Consider the following 754-nt stretch of genomic DNA (forward strand, 5'->3'; position numbering starts at 1 on the left):
CGACTTCAAATGCTGGCTCGACTTGCACCACCCTCAGTTGCTGCCGAAGTCGCCCTTGGCGCAAGCGATGGCTTATGCGCTGAGGAACTGGGCAGCGCTGATACGCCACCAGGAGGACGGGCGGCTACGCCTAGACAATAACCTGAGCGAGCAAGCCTTGCGCCCGATTGCCGTGGGCCGTGGTAATTGGCTATTCACCGGTTCGGTGCGAGGCGGTCAGGCTGCTGCCGTGTTACTGAGCCTGGTACATTCGTGCAGGCTACGGGACGTCAATCCCTACGCCTATCTCAAGGACGTGCTGACCCGCTACCCATCGGCCAAGCCTGCCGACCTTGATCATCTGCTACCACATCGTTGGGCAGCCCGCGCTGCCGATCATCCCGCCATCCCTTGTTGAATCGCCCCCCTCCATGGACTTCAGTGCACTTCTTAAAGCCTTGAACGAGGCATCCGGGTTCGAACTGTTCCGCCTTCGCGTTGCCATTGACCGTGCACTGGAACAGCCGCACTGGCAGGTTGCGATTCAGCGCCAATTGCACATTGGGCAGATGATAGAGTTCTTCGATGGTCAGGAAAATCGCCTGCGCACCGGGCGGCTCGTGGAAATGCGCCGCAAACAAGCCGTCGTAGAGTTGGATGAGCCTACGCGTGTCCGTTGGCAGATTCCCTACGTATCGATCAACGTAGACGGCCTGGACGTAACCATCCGCGAACAGCCCAAACGCGGGCTGGGTCGAAACGAAGTCGCCATCGG

Annotated in this window: 2 protein-coding genes; both read left to right on the forward strand. The window is 59.7% G+C overall.

Annotated elements, in window-relative coordinates; all coding sequences use genetic code 11:
* The coding region (locus tag ACUHMQ_RS20925; RefSeq protein WP_445297370.1) for an IS66 family transposase at nucleotides 1–397 on the forward strand (397 nt) is incomplete at its 5' end.
* A 13-nt stretch (nucleotides 398–410) separates the two neighbouring features.
* A partial coding sequence (locus ACUHMQ_RS20930) for a hypothetical protein (protein ID WP_445297371.1) occupies nucleotides 411–754 on the forward strand: 344 nt, incomplete at its 3' end.

The sequence above is a fragment of the Chitinimonas violaceus genome (assembly GCF_052601015.1).